Origin of the sequence: Desulfuromonas thiophila (assembly GCF_900101955.1) — a bacterium.
GTDB classification, from domain to species: Bacteria; Desulfobacterota; Desulfuromonadia; order Desulfuromonadales; family Desulfuromonadaceae; genus Pseudodesulfuromonas; species Pseudodesulfuromonas thiophila.
The window spans coordinates 209920-227069 of sequence record NZ_FNAQ01000001.1; the positions used below are offsets into that span (position 1 = coordinate 209920).

At 59.0% G+C, this 17150-nt stretch carries 18 protein-coding genes; 10 read left to right on the top strand and 8 right to left on the bottom strand.

From position 1 onward, the window contains the following. From BLR80_RS00915 to BLR80_RS00935, 5 genes are all read right to left on the bottom strand, one after another. The gene (locus tag BLR80_RS00915) at positions 1–618 is read right to left on the bottom strand and encodes an NADH:ubiquinone reductase (Na(+)-transporting) subunit D (protein WP_092075338.1); all 618 of its coding nucleotides are present in this window, start codon (positions 616–618) and stop codon (positions 1–3) included. A 2-nt stretch (positions 619–620) separates the two neighbouring features. Next, entirely contained in the window at positions 621–1388 is a 768-nt protein-coding gene (locus tag BLR80_RS00920; RefSeq protein WP_171906267.1) for a Na(+)-translocating NADH-quinone reductase subunit C, read from the bottom strand. Continuing rightward, on the bottom strand, positions 1381–2535 hold the full coding sequence (locus tag BLR80_RS00925; protein ID WP_092075340.1) for an NADH:ubiquinone reductase (Na(+)-transporting) subunit B: 1155 nt from the start codon (positions 2533–2535) through the stop codon (positions 1381–1383). The genes BLR80_RS00920 and BLR80_RS00925 overlap by 8 nt, the downstream gene beginning before the upstream one ends. Positions 2536–2540: 5 nt before the next feature. Further along, positions 2541–3878, bottom strand: a complete 1338-nt coding sequence (locus tag BLR80_RS00930) for a Na(+)-translocating NADH-quinone reductase subunit A (RefSeq protein WP_092075341.1) — start codon at positions 3876–3878, stop codon at positions 2541–2543. Between the two features lie 407 nt (positions 3879–4285). Beyond that, complete coding sequence (locus BLR80_RS00935; protein ID WP_092075342.1) at positions 4286–5017, bottom strand: PilZ domain-containing protein; 732 nt, start codon at positions 5015–5017, stop codon at positions 4286–4288. Here BLR80_RS00935 and BLR80_RS13290 point away from each other — a divergent pair. After that, a complete protein-coding gene (locus BLR80_RS13290; RefSeq protein ID WP_281241564.1) occupies positions 5016–5150 on the top strand; it encodes a hypothetical protein in 135 nt (44 codons plus the stop codon). The genes BLR80_RS00935 and BLR80_RS13290 overlap by 2 nt on opposite strands. A 64-nt stretch (positions 5151–5214) precedes the next feature. Here the strand turns inward: BLR80_RS13290 and BLR80_RS00940 are convergent, their stop codons facing one another. After that, positions 5215–7332 carry a carboxy terminal-processing peptidase gene (locus tag BLR80_RS00940; protein WP_092075343.1) on the bottom strand — a complete coding sequence of 706 codons (2118 nt, stop codon included), beginning with the start codon at positions 7330–7332 and terminating at the stop codon, positions 5215–5217. A 362-nt stretch (positions 7333–7694) separates the two neighbouring features. After that, the gene (locus BLR80_RS00945; protein ID WP_245691269.1) at positions 7695–10205 is read right to left on the bottom strand and encodes a helicase C-terminal domain-containing protein; all 2511 of its coding nucleotides are present in this window, start codon (positions 10203–10205) and stop codon (positions 7695–7697) included. Between the two features lie 218 nt (positions 10206–10423). Here BLR80_RS00945 and BLR80_RS00950 point away from each other — a divergent pair, with 218 nt between their 5' ends. Then, entirely contained in the window at positions 10424–10822 is a 399-nt protein-coding gene (locus tag BLR80_RS00950; RefSeq protein WP_092075345.1) for an iron-sulfur cluster assembly scaffold protein, read from the top strand. Positions 10823–10915: 93 nt separating this feature from the next. Here the strand turns inward: BLR80_RS00950 and BLR80_RS00955 are convergent, their stop codons facing one another. Further along, positions 10916–11818: a complex I NDUFA9 subunit family protein gene (locus tag BLR80_RS00955; RefSeq protein ID WP_092075346.1), complete on the bottom strand. Its 903-nt coding sequence runs from the start codon at positions 11816–11818 to the stop codon at positions 10916–10918. 338 nt (positions 11819–12156) lie between these two features. Here BLR80_RS00955 and BLR80_RS00960 point away from each other — a divergent pair, with 338 nt between their 5' ends. From BLR80_RS00960 to nuoK, 8 genes are all read left to right on the top strand, one after another. After that, the gene (locus tag BLR80_RS00960) at positions 12157–12513 is read left to right on the top strand and encodes an NADH-quinone oxidoreductase subunit A (protein ID WP_092075347.1); all 357 of its coding nucleotides are present in this window, start codon (positions 12157–12159) and stop codon (positions 12511–12513) included. Then, on the top strand, positions 12504–13046 hold the full coding sequence (locus BLR80_RS00965) for an NADH-quinone oxidoreductase subunit B (protein ID WP_092075348.1): 543 nt from the start codon (positions 12504–12506) through the stop codon (positions 13044–13046). Before BLR80_RS00960 ends, BLR80_RS00965 begins: the two co-directional genes overlap by 10 nt. A gap of 53 nt (positions 13047–13099) precedes the next feature. Next, positions 13100–13579 (top strand): NADH-quinone oxidoreductase subunit C, encoded by a 480-nt coding sequence (locus BLR80_RS00970; RefSeq protein ID WP_092075349.1) that lies wholly within the window; start codon positions 13100–13102, stop codon positions 13577–13579. 39 nt (positions 13580–13618) lie between these two features. Then, positions 13619–14797, top strand: a complete 1179-nt coding sequence (gene nuoD / locus BLR80_RS00975) for an NADH dehydrogenase (quinone) subunit D (RefSeq protein ID WP_092075350.1) — start codon at positions 13619–13621, stop codon at positions 14795–14797. A 74-nt stretch (positions 14798–14871) separates the two neighbouring features. After that, positions 14872–15876, top strand: a complete 1005-nt coding sequence (gene nuoH / locus BLR80_RS00980; protein WP_245691298.1) for an NADH-quinone oxidoreductase subunit NuoH — start codon at positions 14872–14874, stop codon at positions 15874–15876. Between the two features lie 33 nt (positions 15877–15909). After that, positions 15910–16305 carry a NuoI/complex I 23 kDa subunit family protein gene (locus tag BLR80_RS00985; RefSeq protein WP_092075352.1) on the top strand — a complete coding sequence of 132 codons (396 nt, stop codon included), beginning with the start codon at positions 15910–15912 and terminating at the stop codon, positions 16303–16305. 20 nt (positions 16306–16325) lie between these two features. After that, positions 16326–16838 carry an NADH-quinone oxidoreductase subunit J family protein gene (locus BLR80_RS00990; protein ID WP_092075353.1) on the top strand — a complete coding sequence of 171 codons (513 nt, stop codon included), beginning with the start codon at positions 16326–16328 and terminating at the stop codon, positions 16836–16838. Positions 16839–16847: 9 nt separating this feature from the next. Then, positions 16848–17150, top strand: a complete 303-nt coding sequence (gene nuoK / locus BLR80_RS00995; protein ID WP_092075354.1) for an NADH-quinone oxidoreductase subunit NuoK — start codon at positions 16848–16850, stop codon at positions 17148–17150.

The following is a 17150-nucleotide window of genomic DNA, read 5'->3' on the forward strand; positions in this document are numbered from 1 at the left end:
CTATTCTTCTTGGAGTTCAGGCTTCCAGGTGCGCAACGCCCAGATGATGAAGCCGATCAGGAAGAAAGCGCTGGGAGCGAGCAGCATCAGGCCGTTGGTGACGTACCAGCCGCCATCGTTGGTCGGGCTGAGGATCGTCAGGCCAAAGATTTTACCAGAGCCGAACAGTTCGCGTACGAAACCGACCAGCAGCAGTACCAGGGAGTAGCCCAGGCCGTTGCCGATACCGTCAAGAAAGCTCTCGTAAACCGGGTTTTTCATGGCATAGGCCTCGGCACGGCCCATGACGATGCAGTTGGTGATGATCAGACCGACGTAAACCGACAGGGCCTTGCTCATTTCGTAGGCGAAGGCCTTGAGCATCTGATCGACGATGATGACCAGGGTAGCGATGATGGTCATCTGCACGATGATGCGGATGCTGTTGGGAATATGGTTGCGGATGGCGCTGACGCCGGCATTGGAGAAGCCGGTGACCAGGGTTACAGCGATGGACATGGTCAGGGCGGTGGACATTTTGTTGGTGACCGCCAGGGCCGAGCAGATTCCCAGAATTTGCAGCGCGATGGGATTGTTCTTCAGCAACGGATCCAGCAGCGCGTCTTTAGCTTTAGCCATGATTAACCTCTCTTCGCTTTCAGATTGGCAAGGTATTTGCCGAATCCACTATCCGAGAACCAGTAACGCACGACACCCTGGACCTTGCTGCCGGTGACGGTGGCGCCGGCCAGGCCGTCGATGGTGGTGGCGGCATCCGCCGCATTGGGATCGTACTTGCCGTTTTTGACCACCTTGATGGCCACGGCGCCGCTGTTGTCAAAGATCTGTTTGCCGGGCCACTGAGCCTTCCAGCGGGGGTTATCGATCTCGGCGCCCAGACCCGGTGTTTCGGCGTGCTGAAAGAAGGTCAGACCCTTGACGGTGCTGCCGTCGGCGGCCACAGCGATGTAGCCGAGCATCGGGCCCCACATGCCGGCGCCACGGATGGGCAGAACCACGCCGCCATCCTTGGTCAGATAAACCTTGGCGTATTTGACCTGATTGGCGATGCCGGCTTCATTGCCTTCGGGGGCTTTGATGACCATGTCGGCCATGTCGAGGGCCTCGCGATCGTCATAGGTCGCAACATCGACCGCATCGGTATAGTTGCCACTGGCCACGTCGACCACACGAGGTTCGAAGTTGTTGGCGAACAGTTCGTCGATATTGCCGCCTTTCATTTCTTCGCTGAAGCCTGCTGCGGCCAGCACGGTTTTGCGCACCTCCAGCTGTTTGTTGTAGGCTTCACGATCGATCCGGACGATGGCCGCCAGACACACCAGAACCGAACAGACCGCGCACAGCAGAAAGGCGACCAGAAAGGTTTTTACGATGGAGTCATTAGACATGGCGCAGCTTCCTTTTTTTGATATGCGCATTGACGATCAGGCGATCGATCAGCGGAGCACAGACATTGCCGAACAGGATAACGAGAGCGGCACTTTCCGGCATCATCGGGTTGAAGACGCGCACGACAACAACCAGAGCGCCGATCATAAAACCATAGATCCACTGGCCCAGGCCGGTCATGGCCGCCGAGGAGTGATCGGTGGCGAGGAACACCAGACCGAAGGCCAGGCCGCCGAGTACCAGATGCCAGGCCGGGTTGAGAGCGGCCGGATTGAACATGCACAGCAGGGAGGAAACGGCGGTTACGCCGACAAGGATCGAGGCCATGATGCGCCAGCTGGCGATGCCGCTGACCAGCAGGATGGCAGCACCGATCAGGCAGGCCAGCGCCGAGGTTTCACCCATGGTGCCGGGGATGGTGCCGAGGAAGGCCGCTTTCCAGCTGATGCCGAGCTCGCTCAGGGCCGGCAGACCGTTGTTCAGCGCCATGGTCAGGGGGGTGGCACCACTGTAGCCGTCGACGGCGGTCCAGGCGGTTTCACCGGTCAGCGAGGACGGATAGGCCAGGTACATGAAGCCCCAGGCCACCAGCGCCGGGTTGAGGAAGTTCATGCCAATGCCACCGTAAATTTCACGACCGATAACCACGCCGAAGGAGGTAGCCAGCACCACCTGCCACAGGGGTACGGTGGGTGGCATCAGCAGGGCGATCAGGGTCGCGGTGACCAGGAAGCCGGCATCAATGTTCTTTTTGCGCATGGCGGCAAAAACGGTGACCCAGATGGCCTGGGTGATCAGGCTGACCAGCAGCACCGGCAGGAACAGGCCGGCACCCTTAAGCAGGTTGGCCACCAGGGAGGTGTGATTGCTCAGGCCCGGCTGTGCGGCGCCACCGGCCATCTGGGCCAGGGTCAGGTTGATCTGGTAGCCGCTATTCCACATGGCCATCATGATGCAGGGCAACAGGGCCAGCATGAGAATGCTCATGACACGCTTGTGGTTGATGCTGTCGCGTACATGAACCGGGCCGCTGGTGACGCTGGCCGGCGAATAGAGGGTCGTGTCGATGGCGTCGTACACCGCAGCGTACTTTTCCCACTTCCCGCCCTTGTCAAAATCGGGTTTCAAATCTTCGAGTAATTTCACGGCGGCTATCCTTCTTTCTCGATGGTGGTGAGTGCACTGCGCAACAGCGGGCCGTATTCCTTCTTGCCCGAGCAGACAAAGGTGCACAGCGCCAGATCTTCCTCATCCAGCTCCAGGCAGCCCAGATTCTGGGCCTCATCGGTGTCGCCGGAGCACAGGGCGCGCAGCAGGAAGCCCGGCAGGATATCCAGCGGCATCACCTTGTCGAAGGAGCCGATATCGAGGATGTTGCCCGGCCGGCCGTAGGTGCTGGTGTTCATTTCACCCGAAGGCCCGCCGGTGAAGGCGGTGAGGAAGGCGCGTTTAATCGAGAACTTGTCAGCGCCGGCGGTCAGCGAGGCGAGGAATTCACGATCCCGTTTTTCCGGCAGCACGCTCACCTGCAGGTGGTAGCGACCGAGGAAGGCCAGCGGGCCAGCCGCCGTGGCGCCGTGCAGTACCGAACCGGAAACGATGCGCTGCTCACCCTGCTTGAGGCCGCCGGCGGTCAGTTCCTGCAGGTTGGCACCCATACGGGTACGCAGCAGCCGCGGCTGGCTGACGCCCGGGCCGGCCAAGGCGACAATGCGCCCGGTCGGAATCTTGCCGCTGAGGAAGAACTTGCCGTAGGCGATAACGTCCTGATAGTTGATATACCAGACCGTCTTGGCGGCATTCACCGGTGCGAGGAAGTGGATATGGGTGCCGGGCAGTCCCGCCGGATGGGGACCGTCGAATTCCTCATAGCTGGCGCCGTTGATACGCGGCAGCACCACATTGGGTTTCTGGCAGACATAAAGCTTGCCATCCGTCAGTCGGCTGAGCACCTTCAGGCCGTTGGCGAAGGCTTGCTCTTCCTCTTTGATCAGCAGTTCTGCGCGGGCGGCCAGGGGATTGGTGTCCATGGCGGTGACGAAGATGGCTGCCGGCGTGCTGTCAATGGCCGGAATCTTGCTGAAGGGACGGGTGCGCAGCGCCGTCCACAGGCCGGAATCGACCAGGTTGGCAACAACCTTGTCGCGCGCCAGGCCATCCAGTTCGGCTTCCTTGTAGCTGGCAAAGATCTCGGCATCGTCGCCGTTGAGTTCGATGACAACGGATTGCAGTACGCGGCGCTCGCCGCGATTGATGGCTACGACCTTGCCGCAGCCGGGAGAGGTGAATTTGACACCTTCGTTTTTCTTGTCGGTGAACAGAAGCTGGCCCAGCTTGACCTGGTCGCCGACCTTGACGGTCATGCTCGGCTTCATGCCGACATAGTCCGGGCCGAGCAGGGCGACGGACTTGACCGAAGGGGCGTCGTAGACTTTCTGTTCGGGGCTGCCACTGATTGGCAGATCCAGGCCCTTGGTGATTTTAATCATTTCAATCCACTTTCTTGTCAAAGGGGTTTTAAATCAAGCCATGTTCAGTTCCGCGCTATCGTTACAGGGCTGACGAGGCGAAAAAGACGCAGTTGATTGTCACGCACAGGGGCCAGCCAGGGCCCGGCCCGAACCTTTTTTTTCCATTCCATCGGTAATCTCCCCTTCGTTGAATGAACAACAACAGAACCCTGCTTCCACTTGAGATAAGTTGAAAGCGATGGCAGGACATGAGCCCGTAATAACGGGGTTTTGCAGTCGGATTTCTCGACTGCGGATTGTATACAAATTGTATACGGTATAATTAAATGGCAGCTGACAGTATTACGATGTTCGTCGCTTGCCTGTCAATAGACTGTGACGAAAAAGCAGGCAAAAACCGTTTGCCCGACGCGCTTTAGACCTGCTTAGTGTGGTCTGCCGGAACCCTCGTGGTCCTGCTCGTGGCAGGCGATATAGTCGCGGATGGCAAACAGCTCCGACAGGTTGAGGGACAGAAACTGCAGGCCGATGCCGGCCGGGATTTCCGGCCTGGCCGGCTGGTCGCGGTCGTTGATCCAGGTGACGATGGCCTGGCACAGGATCGGCTCGCGGCCCGTCGGCAGATCGAGCAGAACACACAGGGAGCTGTTGAGGGATGGCGGCGTCTCGGTAGCGATGAAGATGCCGCCGCTGCTGAGGTTGTAGGCACAGGCGGCGCGCAACTGATCGCGGGCGGGACCGAACTGGACAATCAGGCTGGTCTGCAGGCGGTAGAAGGCGCGGTGGGCCAGCCCCAACGTGCGGCGGGCGGTGGCCAGAAACAGGTGCTGGTTGATGGGTTTGAACAGCACATCATCGGGTCGCGCCGCAATGCAATGGCGCCGCTCGTCGGGATCGTTCCCGTCGATGACGGCGACCACCGGGATGCCGTGCAACTGGTCATCCTCCTTGAGTTGCCGGCAGATGCAGGTGGGATTCTGGCAGGAGAGTTGCGGCGCGACGAAAATGATATCCGGGCGGCGTGTCCGGGCTTGACGGAGGATGTCCTCGCCGTCATTGCCGACCAGCAACTCGAAACCCTCCCGGCGGGAGAAGTCTTGATTGAACTGCAGCAGGGCCTGGATCTCGGCGGAAACGAGGATGAGGTGACCCGACATGGTGATTTCTCCCGGCGGTGTAGGGCTTCAGCAGGATGTTGAAAAAGTCCTCTCCAGGGCTTTTTCAACGACGCAGGCCGAAAATGCACTTTTTCGTCTTGCTCAAAAAATACAATTCATTGTGGAGCAATGATTGATTTTGGGTGCCCATCCATGGGCGCTACAGGTCGTTGTTCATCAGCCTGTGGGACTGTGCATCAAAGCAGGGCGGCCCGCAGGGGTGCGCTCAGGGGCTGGCCAGCCATGTCCTGCAGCAGATGGAGAGATTCCTGGACATAGGCGTCCTTGGCCAAGGCTTCCTGCAGGGCGGCATCGTCCTGCGGTGAATCTTCCTTTTCCTGGTCCTGATCCATCTCGTCGACCGCGTCCTTGAGTTCCAGCCGTTCGGCGCGGATGTCGGCCAGTTGCAGGCTCCGGCGGCTGTCGTCCAGGCGGCGGCGGGCGCGCTCGGCCTGTTCGGCGATACGGATGAATTCGGGGTTGGTAGCGATCCGCCGCGAACTCGCTGCCTGTAGCTGTTCGAGATTGAAGCTGGCGGTCAGAGGCTGATAGTCCGTGGCGGCGATGGTGTCCCACGGCAGCGAATAATCCATGTGGCGTTCGCCACTCTTGATGGCTTCGAAACGATCCGGCAGCACGATGTCGGCTTCAATGCCGCGGTACTGGGTCGAGGCGCCACTGACGCGGTAAAACTTCTGCACGGTGATTTTCAAGGCACCGAGGGGCTTATATTTCTCCATGTTGCGCAAGGGCAGATTGCTGTCCAGATCAATGACCGCCTGCACCGTGCCCTTGCCGTGGGTATGACGACTGCCGAGCACAATGGCACGGCCATAGTCCTGCAGTGCTCCGGCCAGAATCTCCGACGCTGAAGCGCTGAACTTGTTAACCAGCACGATCAACGGTCCGTCATAGATGCTGCCGGGTTCCTCGTCGGCCAGCACCTCCACCTTCTGTTCGCTGTCGCGGATCTGTACTACCGGCCCTTGGTCGATGAACAGACCGGTGGTGTCGACAGCATCGGTCAGCGAGCCACCGCCGTTGTTGCGCAGATCCAGCACCAGACCGCCGATGCCTTTGGTCAGCAGCTTGGCCAGTTCGCGACGGACATCGTCGGTGACATTGCGGGCGGTTTTTTTGCCGTTGGTAAAGTCGCGGTAGAAGCTGGGAATCTTCAGATAGCCGTAGCGGCTGCCGTCCGGCATCTCGAGCAGGGCAGCGCGGGCGAAGGTTTCCTTGATCTGGACGGTGTCGCGCACGATGGCGATGGTCCGTCGGCTGCCATCGGGTTTGCGGATGTGCAACCGGACCGTGCTGCCCTTGGGACCACGGATCAGGCTGACGGCATCGCGGATGCGGGTGTCGCTGATGTCGACGGGCTCCCGGTTGCCTTCGGCCACCTTCAGGATGATGTCCTCGCTCTCCAGCTGGCCCTGGCGCTGGGCGGCACCCCCGGGAATCAGGCTGACAACCTTGATATAGCCCTCATCTTCACGCAGCAGGGCGCCGATGCCTTCGAGGGAGCCGCGCATGTGGATGTCGAAATCTTCCTTCTGCTCCGGCGGCAGATACAGGCTGTGGGGGTCGTAGGCACGGGCAATGGCGTCAAGATAGCGATCGAAATAGTCCTGCAGCTGTTCTTTGGCCATGCGGGCGAACAGATGGCGGTAGCGTTTGGCGACCTTTTCACGCGCCTGTCGCTCCAGTGTGGCGTCGTCCGGCAGTGGCTCGGGATTCTCTGGCCGCTCGGCGGCTTTTTGGGCTTCCTCCTGCAGGTCGAGGAAGCTGTTGGCAACCTGATAGGTCAGAATGTCGTGCCAGCGGGCGCGCAGATCGGCCGGCGTGGCGCAGAAGTCGAGTTTTTTCGGGTCGGTTTCGATCTGGCGGTTCAGTTCAAAATTGAGGGGCTGCTGCAGGAGTTCGTCGACCAGGCGGGCCAGTTCGGTCAGGCGTTGCTGCAGCAGTTCGGCGGCATGCAGCGGGAGATGAATGGTGCCACGGCGAATCTCGTTGTCGATGTAGGCCTCATAGGCTTTGAGTTGTTGCAAATCGGTTTTAAGCAGAAAACGTTTTTGTGCATCCAGTTGTTTTATATACAGGTCGAAAGCTGCCCGTGACAGGGTGTCATCGATGGATTTGTGGCTGTAATGGTGTCGCACCAAGTGCTGACTGAGGATGAAGCCGAGCAGTTTCGCCCGCTGTGCATCGAAGCTGGCCGGTGGTGCTGGCGCGGCGGCGACATGGCCACATAACAGCAGGATAAGGAGTAGCGCGGCGAAACCGAAGCGCCGAAGACGCAGGTGTGAAGCGTGCATGAAAAGATATCCTTTGTGGGTGAAGCGCTGAGACCTTGGCTCCGTGGTGGCTTCGGTCTGAGCCGCCGGCCGCTCTGGAGGCAGAGCCAGCCCGGTTACGCATGGTAGCACAGAGCGACGCTTGAGGGCAGCGAAGAAAGCATCCCGGCGTGGCTAAAAAAAAGGCCGGCGCCGTTGCCGGCACCGACCAAAAAAGAAGGAGGTCTGGAAGGAGTTTTGTTGCTTTGTTGATGGGAGGATAATCCGGTTCTGTTGCCGGCGACAGGGGCAATCGCGCATTTTTTGGGGGCGGATGCGGTTTGTCTGGCTGTGGTTTTACACAGTTTTCTTCAGCGACGGGAACGCAAGCGTTTTTCATCCTGTCATGACGGACAGACCGGCTGGAAAAAATCCTGAATGAAGACCTGTAGGCTGGCACTGTCACCGGTCAGACGACGGGCCGGCGGCAGGGAGTCGAGAAAGATGCGGCCATAGGATCGGCTGGTGACGCGTCGGTCGAGAATCAGCACCAGACCGCGGTCTTGCTGATGGCGGATCAGGCGGCCAAACCCCTGCTTGAGGCGGATGACCGCCTGGGGCACGGTGTAGAGCATGAAAGGATCCCTGCCGCTGGCGCTGATGGCTTCGCAGCGGGCCAGTTGAATGGGTTCGGTTGGGACACGAAAGGGCAAGCGGGTGATGATGACCAGTTGCAGGGCGGCGCCAGGAACGTCAACGCCTTCCCAGAACGAATCGGTGCCAAACAGCACCTGACGTGGCTGGTCGACAAATTGTTGCAGCAGCTGATGGCGGCCGTGCTGGCCCTGTTGCAGACAGGTCAGGCCCTGGGCTTGCAGGGGCGGTTCCAGGGCGTTGTAGAGGCTGCGCAGCAGGCCATAGGCAGTAAATAGCACGAAGGCATTGCCGCCGGCGGCAACCAGGCTGCGTTCGATCAGGGGCTGAATCTGGCGGGCGAAATCGGGATGGGTCGGCTCGACCAGGTCGGTCGGAATGGCGATGACGGCCTGGTGGGCGAAGTCGAATGGCGAGTCGAGTTGCAGGCAGCGCAGCCGGGCTGCGTCACAGCGGTCGAGTCCGCTGCGGTGGAGAAAATAGTTGAAGGAACGACCGACACTGAGGGTGGCGCTGGTTAGAATGACGGTGCGGAAGCGGTCGTAAAGGGCATGTTGTAACTGGCTGGCCACGTTGATGGGAGCGCCATTAAGGCACAGAAAGGGCTCATCACGCAGGCCGCGAGGTTGTTGAACCTCGACCCAGATACACAGCTGGCTGTCGCCATTAAGCAGAACGGTCAGATCCGTAGCGGCAGCCGTCAGGCGCTGTGACATCGCGCGCACGTCGATGGTGGTAGCGGCCAGAGCTACCTGGCTTTCGTCATCCAGCTGGCGGGTCAGCTGCAGCAGCTCGTCAAGTCGTCGCGCCAGCTGCAGACTGGTTGCCGTGAGGGGGAGCAGATTCTGGCGCAGATCCTGCCACTGTGGCTGGGACTGGTGCTCCGGCGTCAGGCGCCAGCTGCCGCCCTGGCCTTGACCACAGAAGTTGCCACACAGTTGCGCGAAGCGCTGCCGGCTGGTGTGTTGCAGCTGTTCGAGCTGTGGCAGCAGAATGTGCCCCTGTTGCATCAGGTTCTCGCGCAGCTGTGGCGCGCGTGACTCCATCTGAATGAGCCAGCGTAACAGGAGACCTCGTTCGGGCTTGCGCGTCGGTGCCAGCCGCTGCAGGACGCGGCTAAAGCTGTAGGGGCTTACCCGCAGGGAAAAATGGCGTGTAGCGGCATCCTCCAGATGGTGGGCTTCGTCCATGACCACCCGACTGTAGGGCGGTAGAACCGCACTGCTGCTGTAGTTGCCTGTTTGGCTGCGCACGGCCAGATCTGACAGCAGCAGGGCGTGATTGACCACCAGAATGTTGGCCTGGCTGGCCTGGCGGCGGGCGCGGTGGAAAAAACAGCGGCCGTGGAAGGGGCACTGGTGGCGGGGGCACTGGTCGGCTTCGCAGCAGACTTCCTGCCATAGCTCGGCGCTGGGCGGTTGCGCCAGGTCATCGCGACTGCCGGCTGCGGCGCTTTCGGCCCAATGACGCAGGTTGGCCAGCTCTTGCTGTTGGCCTGTGCGGAACAGATCGGGTTCGAGGTTGCACTGTTGCAACCGGCGCAGGCAGAGATAGTTGTTGCGGCCTTTGACCAGCACGGCTCGGGGCGGATCGTCCAGGCAGTGGTGCAGCAGTGGCAGATCCTTGCTGAGCAGTTGCTGCTGCAAATTGATTGTGTTGGTCGAAATGACAATGGTTTCGTCGTGGCGTTCAGCCCACAGGGCGCAGGGCAGCAGATAGGCCAGACTTTTACCGGTGCCGGTGCCGGCTTCAATGACGGTCAGCAGGTTGGCGTTGAGGGCGGCGGTGATCTGGCGCGCCATGGTTTGTTGCTGGGGGCGGTCCTCGTAGCCACCGACCTGGTTGGCCAGATGGCCGTCGGCGCTGAAATGCTGTCGTACCAGGGTCGGGTCAAGGCCGGGTAGTGGTACGGTTTTGTCGTTATCCACAAGCGCCCTGATGTTTTCCACCGGGTTGTCCACAAGGTGTAAGGCCAGGCCGCGGTCAGCCAATTCGCGCGCCAAATCCTGTTCAGCTGCCGTCGGAGAGAGGTCGCCGGATGGATGATTATGGATCAGGATGGCGCTGTGGGGGGGTGGCTCCGGCCGGGACAGCAGCGCCAGCAGATCGCTGGTAGTCAGGGGTTGCACCCTTTGCAGCTGCTGGCTGGCATCGGTTTGACCAATACAATACAGGGCGTTTCCAGCATTTTCGTCGATGATTTGGCGCAATTGAGCAATGCAATGCGATGGATAGACGTCTTGGGGGGACTGGTCACTCACGGGTTCAGGCTTTGGTTGAGGGGAACGGTGGTTGCGGTCGACGCGGACCTGGCGATGGCCAGAGGTCGTTACCATATCACCAAGAAGGCTGAAGAGGGTTTTTTTTGTCGAGGTGCGCCAGGCTTGACGGTTGCAGTTGGGCGGAGTAAGATCGCCCGCCAGAATCCAGACGGTCAGACTCGGAAAACAGGGCTGGTCGGGAAAGGAAAGGTCAGGCGATGTATACCGATAAAGTGATGGATCATTTTTCCAATCCGCGCAACGTGGGGCAGATTGACAATCCCAACGTTGTTGTCAAGGTCGGTGACCCCGGCTGTGGCGATGCGGTGTTGATTTTTCTGAAAATCGAAAACGATATCATCGTTGACATCAAATACCGGGTTTATGGATGTGGTGCTGCCATTGCCACCACCTCGATGGCCAGTACCTTGGTAAAAGGCAAGACGTTGACCGATGCGCTGGAAGTGACTGACGAGCGTGTGGCTGAGGCCCTCGGTGGCCTGCCCGAGAGCAAGATGCACTGCTCCAATCTGGCGGCGACGGCGATTCGGGCCGCGGTCACCCGTTACCTGCATCCGCCGGAGGTCAAGGCGGGTGGTGAAGGCAGCGGAAACTGACCGCCTGCCGCCGACCTTCGGTCGGGCAAATGAATTGAATATCCTCCCACAGAGGGCCCCGCCGGAACGATTTCCTGCGGGGCCCTTTTGATTTCAGTGCCAGGGGAAGTCTTCCAATGCCTGGTGCAAGCCGTTGGTCAGGGAGGTGGGTTGCAGGGCGAAAGTGTCGCACCAGCGCTGATCGTCGCAGCAGTTGCCGGCCAGCAGCAAGTCAATCTGTTCTACTGTTACCGGATAGGAGGACAGGTGTTGCAGGGGGCGGCTGAGCCAACGCATCAGGCTGGCCGGCTGATGCAGTTTGAGTGGTGGTTTTTTGCCAAGGGCCAGGGCTACGGCATCAATCAATTCATTGTAGCTAAGCCGATCCGGGCCGCAGCAGGGGTAGGTTTGTCCGTGGCTGTCTGGTTGCTCCAGGGCGGAGACAAAGGCTCCGGCGATGTCGTCAACCGCGACTGGAGCCAGCGGGTAGCGGCCATCACCGATGACTGGCACCGCCGGCAGCAGGCGGACCTGCTGGGCCAGCATGCGAGTGAAGGCACCCTGCCGGCCGTAGATCAGCGAGGGACGGAAGATGGTCCAGTCCAACGCGCTCTGGCGCACCAGTTCCTCGGCGCGGCCCTTGCTGTCACAGTAGCCGCTGGGACTGCCGCTGCGAGCGCCATTGGCACTCATATGCAGATAACGACGGATGCCGGCCCGCTGGGCGGCGGCCAGCACCCGTCGGCTGGCCTCGACGTGGAGGCGCTGGTAGGTAATATTCTGTTGCGGGTACTGGCGGATGATGCCGACCAGATGGATGGCGGCTTGGCAACCGGCGGCGGCACGGTCGAGGCTGGTATCATCCAGCACGTCGCCGGTAAAGGCAAGGGCCCCATGGGCGGGGGGCAGGGCATTCGGGCGGCGCACCAGGCAGTGAACCTGGTGGCCATGATGCAGCAGGCAGGTCAGGACGGCTTGACCGACAAAACCGGTGGCGCCGGTGAGAAGGATTTTCATGGTAGGCCTCCGTCGCTGGAGCGGATGGGAATCGGAAGTAGACAGGTTTTCTGCCTCTGGCTGCCGGGCAGTATAACAGGCTTTCGAACTGGGCCAAGCGGCCATTTTGCGGGCTGTCCGGAGCTGCTTCGGAAGGGGTCTGAAGACCAGCTAAAATCAGGGACAAGCATTCTGTAACAACCTGAAATAACATGAGTCAGTAGTGGATCTACTGCATACAGTATACCCTATTTTTCCCTTGACAAAGGCAGTCGATTGACCTAACGTGCACGACGCTGAAACCACTGGTTGCGGCCTGCCAAGTCCCGAAGTCAACCCTGTCTGGAGGAGCTGTTTTCATGCTAGAGAGTTATCTGCCGATACTCGTCCTCATAGCCCTCGCCGTCCTGTTCGCTCTGGGATCCGTTGTTTTTTCATTCATTTTCGGACCCAAAAAGCCCAGCGCGGTCAAGCTGGCTCCCTACGAGTGTGGGATGCCGCTCTTCGGAACGGCGCGCGAGCGTTTTTCCGTCAAGTTCTACATTGTCGCCATGTTGTTTATTCTGTTCGACATTGAAGCGGTATTTCTCTATCCCTGGGCGGTGGTGTTTAAGCGGCTGGGCATGTTCGGCTTTATCGAAATGGGTGTTTTTATCCTGATTTTGCTGGTGGGTTACGTTTACGTCTGGAAAAAAGGAGCGCTGGAATGGGAGTGAATCAGCAGGAGATTGCGCCGTCCCTGGCGGAACACAACAATGTGCTGGGCAACAATATCCTGACCGCGTCTCTCGATAAGCTGGTGAACTGGTCGCGGTCACGGTCGCTGTGGCCGATGACCTTCGGTCTGGCCTGCTGTGCCATTGAGATGATGGCGGCCGGCGCGGCCCGTTTCGACCTTGACCGGCTGGGGGTTCTGTTTCGGGCGTCACCCCGCCAGGCTGATGTCATCATTATTGCCGGTACCGTGACCCACAAGATGATGCCGGTTATCCGTACTGTCTACGAGCAGATGCCCGAGCCCAAATATGTCATTGCCATGGGGGCCTGCGCCTCATCTGGCGGCGTGTTCGATACCTACAGCGTGCTGCAGGGCATTGATCAGGAGCTGCCGGTGGATGTCTATGTGCCCGGTTGTCCGCCGCGGCCCGAAGGACTGCTGTATGGTCTGATCAAGCTGCAGGAAAAGATCATGCGGGAACGGAACAGTTTCGGTGCCGCCATTGGCGCCGGCCAGGTCATTCGCGGATAGAGATTCATTCTTGAAACGCACCGCCTGGCGGTTGCGGATGAGGGTAAGGGACTATGAGTCAAGCTGTCGTTGCAAAGCTGAAGGAAGCCTTCCCGGCTGCGGTCGGGTCGGTGCGGGAGCATCGCGGCGAGTGGACGGTGGTTGTCGACCGCGCGCAGGTTGTTGCTGTTTGCCGTTATCTTAAGGAACAGGCTGGTTACAATTTCCTTTGTGACCTCTGTGGTGTGGACTATCTCGGTCGCCAGCCGCGTTTCGAGGTGGTCTACAATCTTTACAACATTGCCACCAAAGAGCGGCTGCGCCTGAAGGTTCAGGTGCCCGAGGCGGACGCCTGCGTTGAAACCGTGTCGGGGGTCTGGAGTACGGCCAACTGGCATGAGCGGGAGTGCTGGGACCTGCTTGGTATTCGCTTTGCCAGCCACCCGGATTTGCGGCGTATTCTGATGCCGGACAACTGGCAGGGCCACCCCCTGCGTAAGGACTACCCGCTGCAGGGGCCCGGTCGTGAGCCTTACCAGGGACGTCTTTCCTGATTGATCACTGCCGGGCACTTCAACTGACGAGGCTTTCCTATGGCTAAAAAAGATATCATGACAATCAATATGGGCCCTCAGCACCCCTCGACCCACGGGGTGTTGCAGCTGGTCCTAGAGCTTGATGGCGAAACCGTTGTCGATGCGGTGCCGCACATTGGTTTTTTGCATCGCGGGGTAGAGAAGCTGGCGGAGAATCGCAGCTACCACCGGGCATTGCCGCTGACCGATCGGCTCGACTATCTGGCGCCAATGAGTAACAACCTGGGCTATGTGCTGGCTGTGGAGAAGCTGCTGGGCATCACGGACCTGATCCCTGAGCGTGCCAAGGTGGTGCGGGTCATGATGGCGGAGCTGACCCGCATCAAGAGTCACCTGGTCTGGCTGGCGACTCACGCGCTTGATATCGGCGCCATGACGGTATTTCTCTACTGCTTCCGTGAGCGCGAAGCCATCATGGATATGTACGAGAAGCTGTCCGGTGCCCGCATGACATCCAACTATTTCCGTGTTGGTGGTCTGTCGCAGGATCTGCCCGAGGGCTTCGAGGCCGATGTGCGGACCTTTATTGATGCCATGCCAGGTCATATTGAAACCTATGAAGGCTTGCTGACTGGCAACAAGATCTGGCAGAAGCGTACGATCGGTGTGGCGACGATCGATGCTGCTGCCGCTATTGATGTCGGCTTGAGCGGGCCCGCCCTGCGCGCTAGTGGCGTCGATTGGGATCTGCGGCGCGACAACCCCTACAGTGGCTATGAGGATTATGAATTCAAGGTTGTGACCCGCAGTGGTGGTGACACCTTCGATCGCTACAAGGTGCGGCTCGACGAAATGCGCGAATCCTGCAAGATCATTCGCCAGGCCCTTGATAAGCTTAAGCCCGGCCCCATTTTGGCCGATGCGCCGGGTGTCTGTTTGCCGGCAAAGAAGGATGTGGTCAGCAGTATTGAGGGGCTGATTCATCACTTCAAGCTGATCACTGACGGCTTCAAGCCCGAGGCGGGCGAGGTCTACCAGGGAATCGAGGCCCCCAAGGGGGAACTTGGCTACTATCTGGTTTCCGATGGTTCAGCTCAACCCTACCGCATGAAGATCCGGCCACCATCGTTTGTGAATCTGCAGGCCCTGCCCCAGATGGTCCGGGGCGCGCTGTTGGCTGATGTTATTGCCGCCATCGGAACCCTGGACATCGTTCTGGGTGAAATCGACCGTTGATCGTTTCCGTCGGTGCGGCCTGCTGGCCTGGCGGTGGAATAAACCGATAGAGAAAGAGGAAGATCATGCCTGAGATGCTTAGCCTCTCGAACGACCCCCTCCTGTTTGTCGCGGTGATGCTGGCCAAGATTCTGGCGGTGTTCGTCGTCGTCATCCTGATCGTGGCTTACGCTACCTACGCCGAGCGCAAGATCATTGGCCACATGCAGACGCGTCTTGGCCCGACCATGACCGGGCCGCTGGGGCTGTTGCAGCCGATTGCCGATGGATTGAAGCTGTTTTTCAAGGAGGACATCATCCCGGCTCAGGCCAGCAAGGTGGCCTTTGTGCTGGCGCCGATGATGATTCTGGTGCCAGCTTTCATCACCATCGCGGTGGTGCCTTTTGGTGGTGATATCGAGGTTGGTGGCTATCGTGTTCCGCTGCAGATAGCTGATCTGAATGTCGGTATCCTCTATGTTCTGGCCATGGCCGGCCTGGGGGTCTATGGCATTGTTCTGGCTGGTTGGGCCTCCAATAACAAGTATTCCCTTCTTGGTGGCGTGCGTTCCGCTGCGCAGATGATCTCCTATGAACTCGCGGCAGGCCTCTCGATCATCGCTGTGTTCATGCTGGCAGAAACCCTGAGCCTGCGCGGTATCGTTGCAGCCCAGTCCGGTTCGGTAATGAACTGGTACATTTTTTCACAGCCGCTGGCCTTCGTGTTGTTTGTGATTACCTCCATGGCTGAGGTCAACCGGACGCCCTTTGACTTGCCGGAAGCAGAAACCGAACTGGTTTCAGGTTTTTGCACCGAATATTCGTCGATGAAGTACGCCCTGTTCTTCATGGCTGAATATGCCAACATGGTGGTCGTATCGGCTATCGCATCCACACTGTTTCTGGGTGGTCCGGCCGGCCCGTTTCCCGGTGCCGTCAATCTGCTGCTGAAGGTGTTCGGATTCATGTTCTTCTTTATCTGGGTCCGGGCCACGATGCCGCGAGTGAAATATAACCAGTTGATGTTCATGGGCTGGAAGGTGTTTCTGCCGCTGGCGCTGCTGAACATTGTCGTGACCGGAATCGTGCTGGTGCTCTAGTCGCTGGCCAACATCGATACAAAGGAACAACCCATGATCAAAGAATTTATCCAGGGCCTGAGCATCACCGCCAAGCATCTTTTGCCGGGTCATTCCACGACGGTCGAATATCCCAAGGTCAAGTTGCAGCCGTCAGAACGCTTCCGTGGCCTGCATCGGTTGGTGCCAGCGCATAACCGCGAGAAATGTGTCGCCTGCTACCTGTGTCCGACCGTCTGTCCGGCCAAATGTATTACGGTAGAAGCGGCTGAGGACGAAAACGGCCTGAAATATCCGACGGTCTACCAGATTGACATGCTGCGTTGCATTTTCTGTGGCTACTGTGTTGAAGCCTGTCCTGTTGAAGCCATCGAAATGACAGGAGAGTATGAGCTGGCCAATTACACGCGGGAAGATTTCTGTTTCAGCAAAGATCGCCTGCTTAAATAAACGGTAGAGGAGCCTTACTCATGGATCTGTTGCAGCAGCTGTTTTTTTATCTGGTTGCGCTGGTGACTCTGGTTTCCGGCTTTCTGGTCATTCGGTGCAAAAACCCCATCAATAGCGCCATATCCCTTGTGATGACCTTTTTCTGCCTGGCGGTGTTTTATGTGATGCTGCATGCGCCCTTCATGGCGGCGGTACAGATCATGGTTTACGCCGGTGCCATCATGGTGCTGATCATGTTTGTTATTATGCTGCTCAATCTGGGCTCTGAAGTGGTGGGACGATACCGCCACGCGGTGACGGGAGCACTGGTGGCGGGTGGATTGCTGTTGCTGCAACTGCTGATTCTGGTCAAGCAGGGCGGTGTCAGTCCTACGGGCGGTACCATCAACGCCCAGACGGTCGAAGCGGTCGGCCATACCGAGTTGATTGGTTTTGCCATGTTCACCGATTTTCTGTTGCCGTTTGAAATCGCATCCATTCTGTTGCTGGTGGCCATTGTCGGTGCAGTGGTGCTGGCCAAGCGGGAGGTCTAGGGGGCGTTTATGATTACCGTTTATCACTATCTGGTGCTCAGCGCCATCCTGTTCAGCCTGGGTGTCATCGGTGTGCTGACCAGGCGTAATGCCATCGTGCTGTTCATGTGCGTTGAACTGATGCTCAATGCTGTCAATCTGTCCTTCATCGCCCTGTCAAGCCATCTGGGCAACATGGATGGCCAGGTGTTCGTCTTTTTCATTATGACGGTGGCTGCTGCCGAGGCGGCGGTTGGCCTGGCACTGATGATCGCCTTTTACCGCAACCGCGAGTCCATTGATGTCGAGGACTTCAGCCTGTTGAAATGGTAG

Coding starts and splice junctions, on each gene's coding strand:
- BLR80_RS00935 (WP_092075342.1), bottom strand. CDS start 5,017: ATGTCGGGTCACCTCATCCTCGTTTCCGCCGAGATCCAGGCCCTGCTG.
- BLR80_RS13290 (WP_281241564.1), top strand. CDS start 5,016: ATGGTGATTTCTCCCGGCGGTGTAGGGCTTCAGCAGGATGTTGAAAAA.
- BLR80_RS00920 (WP_171906267.1), bottom strand. CDS start 1,388: ATGTCTAATGACTCCATCGTAAAAACCTTTCTGGTCGCCTTTCTGCTG.
- BLR80_RS00970 (WP_092075349.1), top strand. CDS start 13,100: ATGAGTCAAGCTGTCGTTGCAAAGCTGAAGGAAGCCTTCCCGGCTGCG.
- BLR80_RS00940 (WP_092075343.1), bottom strand. CDS start 7,332: ATGCACGCTTCACACCTGCGTCTTCGGCGCTTCGGTTTCGCCGCGCTA.
- BLR80_RS00990 (WP_092075353.1), top strand. CDS start 16,326: ATGGATCTGTTGCAGCAGCTGTTTTTTTATCTGGTTGCGCTGGTGACT.
- nuoD (WP_092075350.1), top strand. CDS start 13,619: ATGGCTAAAAAAGATATCATGACAATCAATATGGGCCCTCAGCACCCC.
- BLR80_RS00955 (WP_092075346.1), bottom strand. CDS start 11,818: ATGAAAATCCTTCTCACCGGCGCCACCGGTTTTGTCGGTCAAGCCGTC.
- BLR80_RS00985 (WP_092075352.1), top strand. CDS start 15,910: ATGATCAAAGAATTTATCCAGGGCCTGAGCATCACCGCCAAGCATCTT.
- BLR80_RS00915 (WP_092075338.1), bottom strand. CDS start 618: ATGGCTAAAGCTAAAGACGCGCTGCTGGATCCGTTGCTGAAGAACAAT.
- BLR80_RS00965 (WP_092075348.1), top strand. CDS start 12,504: ATGGGAGTGAATCAGCAGGAGATTGCGCCGTCCCTGGCGGAACACAAC.
- BLR80_RS00960 (WP_092075347.1), top strand. CDS start 12,157: ATGCTAGAGAGTTATCTGCCGATACTCGTCCTCATAGCCCTCGCCGTC.
- nuoK (WP_092075354.1), top strand. CDS start 16,848: ATGATTACCGTTTATCACTATCTGGTGCTCAGCGCCATCCTGTTCAGC.
- nuoH (WP_245691298.1), top strand. CDS start 14,872: ATGCTTAGCCTCTCGAACGACCCCCTCCTGTTTGTCGCGGTGATGCTG.
- BLR80_RS00950 (WP_092075345.1), top strand. CDS start 10,424: ATGTATACCGATAAAGTGATGGATCATTTTTCCAATCCGCGCAACGTG.
- BLR80_RS00930 (WP_092075341.1), bottom strand. CDS start 3,878: ATGATTAAAATCACCAAGGGCCTGGATCTGCCAATCAGTGGCAGCCCC.